Origin of the sequence: Gleimia sp. 6138-11-ORH1 (assembly GCF_024814355.1) — a bacterium.
GTDB lineage: Bacteria > Actinomycetota > Actinomycetes > Actinomycetales > Actinomycetaceae > Gleimia.
In genome coordinates this window covers 127,055-133,973 of the sequence record NZ_JANUXV010000004.1, presented here as the reverse complement: position 1 = coordinate 133,973, position 6,919 = coordinate 127,055, and the positions used below count along the sequence as shown (strand labels likewise).

The following is a 6,919-nucleotide window of genomic DNA, read 5'->3' as shown; positions in this document are numbered from 1 at the left end:
AGCCCCATCCCGAACCTGGAAGCTAAGCCTTAGCACGCTGATGGTACTGCACCCGCCAGGGTGTGGGAGAGTAAGACACCGCCGCAAACCAAACACAAACTGGAGCACAAACACCAAAACCCCAAAACGGGGCGCGTGGTGTTTGTGCTCCAAAACAATACCCCCCCAAAAAACACAACGGGCAACGCGGGGCGCACACGAGAGGGCGCACAAGCGAGAGCATGCATAGACGCTAGCCACACTGCGGCATAGACGCAACCAGGCACGAAGGGGGAGCGGAACCCGCACGCGAGGGCGCGCACACCCGGGATAACACGCCAACAGCCAGGACGCGGGAAACCCAAATAACACACGCATAATGACGTGCGTATCCACAACCAGGACGCGCGAACACACGAGGGCACATAGCAGTCGAGCGTGATACCACAGGGGTCCTGACATCACAGGGCACGCGCCCACAAGCAGGCACATCCACTTCCCATAGAACAAAAAGGCGAACCGCCTGGGAGGTACGATTCGCCTTTTGGCTATAACAGAATAGTTTACTTCTTAAAGAACGCTGCAATACGTTCGAATAAGCCGGGTCCTTGTGCTGCTTTAATTTCTTCAGGTGTATGTTTCTTATCGCACCATTGTGAGGCTGGTACGCCTCGTTTCACCTGCGCAACGTGCTGGCCGCAGCCAGCCCAAGTAGTTTTGCCGCAAACTTTACATTTCACTGGTTGGCACATTTTTAACTCCTTCCAAAGCTAACTTCTTACACTATACATCTAAACAAGCGACTCGCGTGGCAAAATATAAGGTTTTTCTAAACTATTACCGGTCAGTGACGCCCTCGGAAATATTTTAAAAATCGAAATTACCGCCTCGGTTTAAACCAGCGTAAAATAGAACCCGTATCAAATAAAGGAGAAAAAATGCGTGTTTCCCCGCAGTATTCTGCAACTTACCGCGTTGAAGTCGATGAGACTCAAACGAAACTATCAGACGTTGTTAATGTCGTCACTGCAACCGGAGCTTCAATCACCGGCCTCGACGTAACCGATTCAGACCAGGGTGCGTTAAGTTTTGATTTAACCAGCAACACTCGCGACTCTGCGCACCGACGCGAGATCGCGCAAAAACTGAGCGAACTTGACGGCGTGACTGTTAAGGACGTGCGTGACGCTACCTTCTTAGCGCACGCCGGCGGGAAACTAAGTGTTAATCCGAAAACGCCGATTCGTAACCGCGCGGATCTTTCCCGCGTCTACACCCCCGGCGTAGCGCGTGTTTGTACTGCCATCCATGACAATCCCTCTAAGTCGTTCTTCTTCACGCAACGGGCTAACACTGTCGCTGTTGTCTCTGACGGGACGGCGGTGCTGGGCTTAGGAGATATTGGCCCGGAAGCAGCTTTACCGGTGATGGAGGGAAAGGCTGCCCTGTTTAAGCAGTTCGGCAACGTGGACGCTTGGCCGGTAGTTTTGGCGACTAAGGACGTGGACGAGATCGTTAATATCGTTAAAGCAATTGCTCCAGGATATGGGGGCATTAATTTAGAAGATATTTCCGCACCACGCTGTTTTGAAATCGAAGCGCGCCTGCGTGAAGAGCTGGATATTCCCGTTTTCCACGATGATCAGCACGGCACCGCGGTTGTTGTGTTGGCGGCGTTAATGAATGCTTTGAAAGTTGTGAATAAGCGGATCGAGGACGTGCGGATCGTTGTTTCCGGTGTTGGAGCTGCCGGAACTGCGATTATTAAGCTACTTTTGGCGCAGGGCGCGAAAGATATTGTTGGATACGGGCGCACGGGTGCGTTAGCTGCTGATCAGACTGAGGGGATGAATCCGGCGCGTAAGGAACTTGCTGAGATTACAAATCCTCGTTTGGTGCACGGCCAGTTACAAGATGGATTAGCGGGCGCGGATGTTTTCATTGGGGTTTCTCAGGGAAATATTTTAACTGGTGACGATATTGCCACTATGGCTGACGATGCGATCGTTTTTGCTTTAGCTAACCCAACTCCCGAGGTTGATCCGTTAGCAGCTGCGAAGTATGCGCGGGTGGTGGCTACGGGCCGTTCTGATTTCCCGAATCAGATTAATAATGTGCTGGCATTCCCCGGGTTGTTCCGCGGGTTGTTAGATGCGCATGCCACGACCATTACGACTGAGATTTTGCGTGTGACAGCAGTGGCGATTGCCTCGGTTATTAGTGACGAGGAGTTGTCGAATCACTATATTATTCCGGGTGTTTTTGATGATCGGGTGGCTTACGCAGTACAAAAAGCGGTGCGTAAGGCGGCGACTAATCTGCCAAAGCATGAGATTCCGGTGCAAGAGCACACTCATATTTCCTAGTTAAGGAATGTTTTTCCGCGGAGCGTAACACGCCGATATGATTTTACTCGGCGTGTTACGCTCCGCGTATTTGGATGGGGTTTGCGGGGGCAGGCTTTGCGGGGGCGGCGGGGAGAGAGTTGGCTAACGCCGCAGAGCTACGGCGAAGGTACCTGCTCCCAGCGCTAGCAGCCCCAGTGATAGTAGCCAAAGAGTGTTACTTCCGGTAAGTGGAAGTTGCAGGCCAGGGCTTCCCTTTTGATTATTGACGCTATTTCCCGACGAACCAGCCTGCGTAGGCGGATTTGTTGCAGGCACGCCAGCTGCAGGCGTGGTGGTATTTTGCACGCCAGTAGTTGCGTTAGGAACCGTGCCGGATGCAGTTGAACCTGTTCTCACGCTATTCCCATCGGTTTGTTTAGTAGCATCTCCCACGATGAAAGTAATCGTAGTTTCAGGGGAGGTCATTTCAGTTTGCGCGTTGGCGGCAGAGGCTGGGGTGGGCGTAGTTGAGTTAGCATTTGCCGAGGGGATCACTGCGCGGATTTTCATCTTATAAACTCCGGCAGTGGTGAATGCCCAGTTAAGGTGCAGGTGGGTGCGCTGCGGATTTTCTAATACTTGCGTGGTGGTGGAATCAAAGATCATTTGTCCTAAACCACCGAGCGGCGCGGTGGTAAATCCCCACCATTTGGCACCTGCGGGGGTTTCGAGGGCGGTTAGTTCCAGGTTCACTCCCTGGGGGAACTGCTGGTAGTTGATTTCTTCGGTAGAGAATCCGGGCCAAGGCCGTCCGGCTTGCTGGGTGGCTCCTAAAATGTAAAGGGGCGTGTTGTATGCTCCGAGGAAATCGTAGGAGCTGTCACCAAAGATGCGTTTTGAACGATTTGCTTGGGCGGCGGTGGGTACGAGGATATTTACGGCCTGCGGGTCGCGAAGCACGGTTTTAGTTGCGTGTTGGCGGGAATCGTCTTTGAGGACGATCCTAAGTTTGTCATTAAAAAACTGTGGGCCAATGTCAAGGTGTCCGTCGGTGATAGTTACTGGCTGGGTGTCCCAAGGAATTTCAAAATCGGCTTGAGAATTCGCGCTGCCAGTCCCACTTCCATTACTGCTGCCTGTCCCGCTTCCAGTACTGCTGCCATTGCCGGTGCCTGCATCTGCTCCGGCGTTGCCGCCGGCAGAAATGTCATCGGCAGAACCGTTTGCAGGTGGGGTATCTCCATCTGCCGGGTCCGAGGGCGTTGGCATAAGCGGATCGGCGGGAACGTCACCTGGGTTAGATGGGTTTGGCGTGGAGTTGTCGCCTGGTTGTTTTCCCTGTGGCACGTATGGGACGGTAGTTAAACGTAGCGCATGGTTTTGTATTCCGCTGTTTTCGGTGATTTCTCCTTTAACAAAGGTGGCGCCCAGGGGGTTGAGTGAGTCTGGAATAACGGATAGTTCGAAGTAATTAACGTCGTAGCAGTCTTCGGTGGAGAGGTTGAATGAACGATTTTGCGGATAAGAGATGAAGCTGACTTTACATGAGGGGTATTTGTCTTGAGGGTTGTTGTAGAAACCACCTTCAACTCGGACGGGGAGGTCTGCTTGGGCGGGAGCTACGGTAAGGAGGTAGTTAGTTTCTGTGGCGTTTAGGGTGACGGCTACTTCTGGGTTGGTGACGACGCGGTCATTGAACTTGAATGCGGGGAGGGTTTCGTCTGCTGCGGGGGTGGGGAAGTTTCCGGTTTGGTTGGTGGAGTCGGATAGGTCGCCTTGGGCGTATGAGATGGGTTCGGATACCCAGCGGGGGCTGGGGGAGTTTGCGGCGGGTAGGTAAACCACTTGTAGGTCTGCGTCTTGTGCACCGATGAGTTCGACCCATTTGGCGGTGCCTTGTTGGACGGGTGCTTCGGTGAGGAAGTAGCCGTTTACGTAGAATACTGCGGTGCCGGTGTCAGCGGGGTTGCCGGTGGTGAAGTTGAGTTCAGTGAGTTTGGCTCCGCTGGTGTTTTCAACTGGTTGGACGCTGAAAACGGGGCGGAAGTTGTGGAGTTGTTCGGTGGTTGCGGGGGCTGCGTTGAAGCGAGTTGCGATAGTTTCGGGTACGCCGGTGGCTGGGCTGGCGCCGCCAACTTGCCATTCCACGGTTTGTGGGGCGGAAGCTAAGAGCTGCCCGTCTTTGGTGCGGGCTGAGGCGCGGTAGCTTACTGTGTAGCGTCCGGGCTGTGAGAAGGTGGTGTGGTTGTGGGTGTGGAGTCCGGGTTTAATCCAGGTGGAGCGTAGGCCTGGTTCGTGTGAGGAGAGCATGCGGTTTACTGGATTTTCCAGCATGAATTCGGGGTCTAGGGTGGAGGTGAAGAGGTTCATTTCTCCGGGGCCGGAAAATCCTACCAGGTCAAGGGTGAAGGATTCGTCGCGGAAGTTTTCTACGGGGATGGCTACATCGGCGCCGAAGCCGATCCAAAGTTGTTTGGAGCGGGGAGCTACGTTGTTAGGGGCCCAAAAGAGTTGTTCTCCGGGGTTGCCGAGGAATTTTTGTCGCGCGTCGGTGGGGACGGTGTAGTAGTATTCTTGGGTTCTTCCGGTGGTGATTTTGTCTAGGTAGTTGATGGTTTTTTCGATGGGGGCCAGTTCGTCACCTTTGGCTTTTAGGGTGAAGTTTTGGGTGGTTTCGTCCCAGAAGATTTTGGGGGAGTCTACGTGTCCTTGCTGGTTGATGATGAGGTTGTCAGCTGCTTGGGCGGTGGGTGGGTTGAGGGTGGGGGTGGCTATTAGTAGGCCGGTGAGAAGTAGGCAGCTGGCGGTGAGGCTGGTTAGGTTTCGGTTTAGGTTTTTGCGCATTCTGATTCCCCCAAGTTATTGAGAATGATTATCAGTTTCAAATTTAAAGAATTATTCCCGAGGGCGCAAATACAATCTCACAAAAAAGAAAAAGGTACTTTCTGAAACTCCTTACCAACTTCCAATCAACCAACTTCTAACCTATCGACCTCGAGTAAAACCAAAGCAACAACTGTAATAAAATAATCCCTATGAGCCCACGCCCCCAAAAACCACCTAAACTTCCCGCTAGAGGTGGACTCCACCCAGTTAGACTCGGCAGACGAATCAACGTAAGAGAAGCTCGCCAACTACAGGGGAACTTAGGTGAGTGGATTTTAGAAAATATTCCGGCAATAAATAAAACGCAGTTAGAAAAATTTTTTAACGCCCAGGCAATCGTAGATGCCTGGGGAAACCCAGTGAAGTGGGAAGACCCAGCCAATATCTTGGAAAAACACGTGTATCTTTACCGTCCCGGAGCTGATGAAACTTCCACCCCGATACTTTTAGAAAAAATCTACCAAGGTAACGGGTGGATGGTGATTTATAAACCTAAAGGACTTTCCACTATGCCGCGCGGCTCCTACGTGGTTCGGAGCGCAACAATTGCTTTGCGCCGACAGGAAAATAACCCCGATTTATCTCCCGCCCATCGGTTAGACCGCGCCACTTCCGGATTACTCCTCTTTACAGAAAAGCCGAAATTGCGTCGCCTCTACCAGGACCTTTTCCAAAACCGAAAAGTTAAAAAAACTTATCTGGCAACCGCAGCAGAACTTGATTTTAACGCCCTCGACCTAAAAACTTTGCAAACAAACCAGCTTATCTGGGTAACTCTTGCCCCCGAAGAAAAACCCGGTTGGGTAAGAATCGAAAGTCGCATTGATAAGGTCGAAGGAATTATGACCGCGCAAAATGTGAAGGGGGCACCGAATGCCGTCACCTACCTGCGCCCAAAGCAGGAGCGCATTATTAAAGACCGGAAGTTCATCGACTATGAGGTAGAGCCGCATACTGGCAAAACTCACCAAATACGCCTTCACTTTGCCGCCCTCGGAATTCCCCTGGTGGGGGACCCGCTTTATGGCGGATTTAATGCCGCCCGCTACGGTGAAGAAACAGTTTCTCCAGCAGAAACTGCCTTACAGTTAGAAGCAGTAGCTTTAGAATTTACAGATCCACAAACGGGGAAGCTCGTTAAGATAGACCTAGAAACTTATAGACAGGCAGGAGAAGAAAATGAAAGTTAGTGAACGTTTGGCAAAAATGGGGATTGAACTTCCAGCAGTGGTTCCCCCGGTGGCAGCTTACGTGCCTGCGTTAGTAAGCGGCCAGACGGTGCGCACTTCGGGGCAGTTACCTTTCCGTGCCGGTGAACTGCTGGCTACCGGGCAGTTAGGTGACGAGGGCGTAGCTATCGAAACTGGTTATGAGGCAGCTAAGCAATGTGCTTTAAATGCGCTCGCGGCTGCGGCGGAAGTAGCCGGAGGAGTTGATAACTTAGCGGGAGTATTGAAAGTAACTGGGTTTGTTTCTTCAAAACCAGAGTTTTATGCTCAGCCGGCAGTTGTTAATGGAGCTTCCGAATTTTTGGGAGAAGTTTTCGGCGATCAGCACATTCGTTCAGCAGTGGGGGTAGCGGCTTTGCCGTTGAACGCTTCAGTAGAGGTGGAAGTCGAATTCGCTTTAGCCTAATCCTTTGGGGTGGCAAGGAAAATCTTGCCACCCCAAAGGATTTAACGTCTTTTAAATAGGCTTAGTTTTTACGTTCGCTTAGGTTTTTACGT

The 6,919-nt window shown here is 52.0% G+C and carries 5 protein-coding genes; 3 read left to right on the top strand and 2 right to left on the bottom strand.

From position 1 onward, the window contains the following. Positions 1–542: 542 nt before the first annotated feature. Entirely contained in the window at positions 543–731 is a 189-nt protein-coding gene (locus NXS08_RS06240) for a hypothetical protein (protein WP_259138551.1), read from the bottom strand. Positions 732–917: 186 nt separating this feature from the next. Between NXS08_RS06240 and NXS08_RS06235 the strand changes: the two genes are divergently transcribed. After that, entirely contained in the window at positions 918–2,345 is a 1,428-nt protein-coding gene (locus tag NXS08_RS06235; RefSeq protein WP_259138548.1) for an NAD-dependent malic enzyme, read from the top strand. A gap of 123 nt (positions 2,346–2,468) precedes the next feature. On the opposite strand, the gene NXS08_RS06230 is transcribed toward NXS08_RS06235, so the two are convergent. Then, positions 2,469–5,150 (bottom strand): choice-of-anchor M domain-containing protein, encoded by a 2,682-nt coding sequence (locus NXS08_RS06230; protein ID WP_259138546.1) that lies wholly within the window; start codon positions 5,148–5,150, stop codon positions 2,469–2,471. 191 nt (positions 5,151–5,341) lie between these two features. Between NXS08_RS06230 and NXS08_RS06225 the strand changes: the two genes are divergently transcribed. Then, the gene (locus tag NXS08_RS06225) at positions 5,342–6,382 is read left to right on the top strand and encodes a pseudouridine synthase (protein WP_259138544.1); all 1,041 of its coding nucleotides are present in this window, start codon (positions 5,342–5,344) and stop codon (positions 6,380–6,382) included. Then, complete coding sequence (locus tag NXS08_RS06220) at positions 6,372–6,827, top strand: RidA family protein (protein WP_259138542.1); 456 nt, start codon at positions 6,372–6,374, stop codon at positions 6,825–6,827. The genes NXS08_RS06225 and NXS08_RS06220 overlap by 11 nt, the downstream gene beginning before the upstream one ends. Positions 6,828–6,919: the final 92 nt, after the last annotated feature.

Excerpts from the sequence above, each read along its gene's own strand:
- NXS08_RS06240 (WP_259138551.1), bottom strand. The coding sequence starts at position 731 with ATGTGCCAACCAGTGAAATGTAAAGTTTGCGGCAAAACTACTTGGGCT.
- NXS08_RS06235 (WP_259138548.1), top strand. The coding sequence starts at position 918 with ATGCGTGTTTCCCCGCAGTATTCTGCAACTTACCGCGTTGAAGTCGAT.
- NXS08_RS06230 (WP_259138546.1), bottom strand. The coding sequence starts at position 5,150 with ATGCGCAAAAACCTAAACCGAAACCTAACCAGCCTCACCGCCAGCTGC.
- NXS08_RS06225 (WP_259138544.1), top strand. The coding sequence starts at position 5,342 with ATGAGCCCACGCCCCCAAAAACCACCTAAACTTCCCGCTAGAGGTGGA.
- NXS08_RS06220 (WP_259138542.1), top strand. The coding sequence starts at position 6,372 with ATGAAAGTTAGTGAACGTTTGGCAAAAATGGGGATTGAACTTCCAGCA.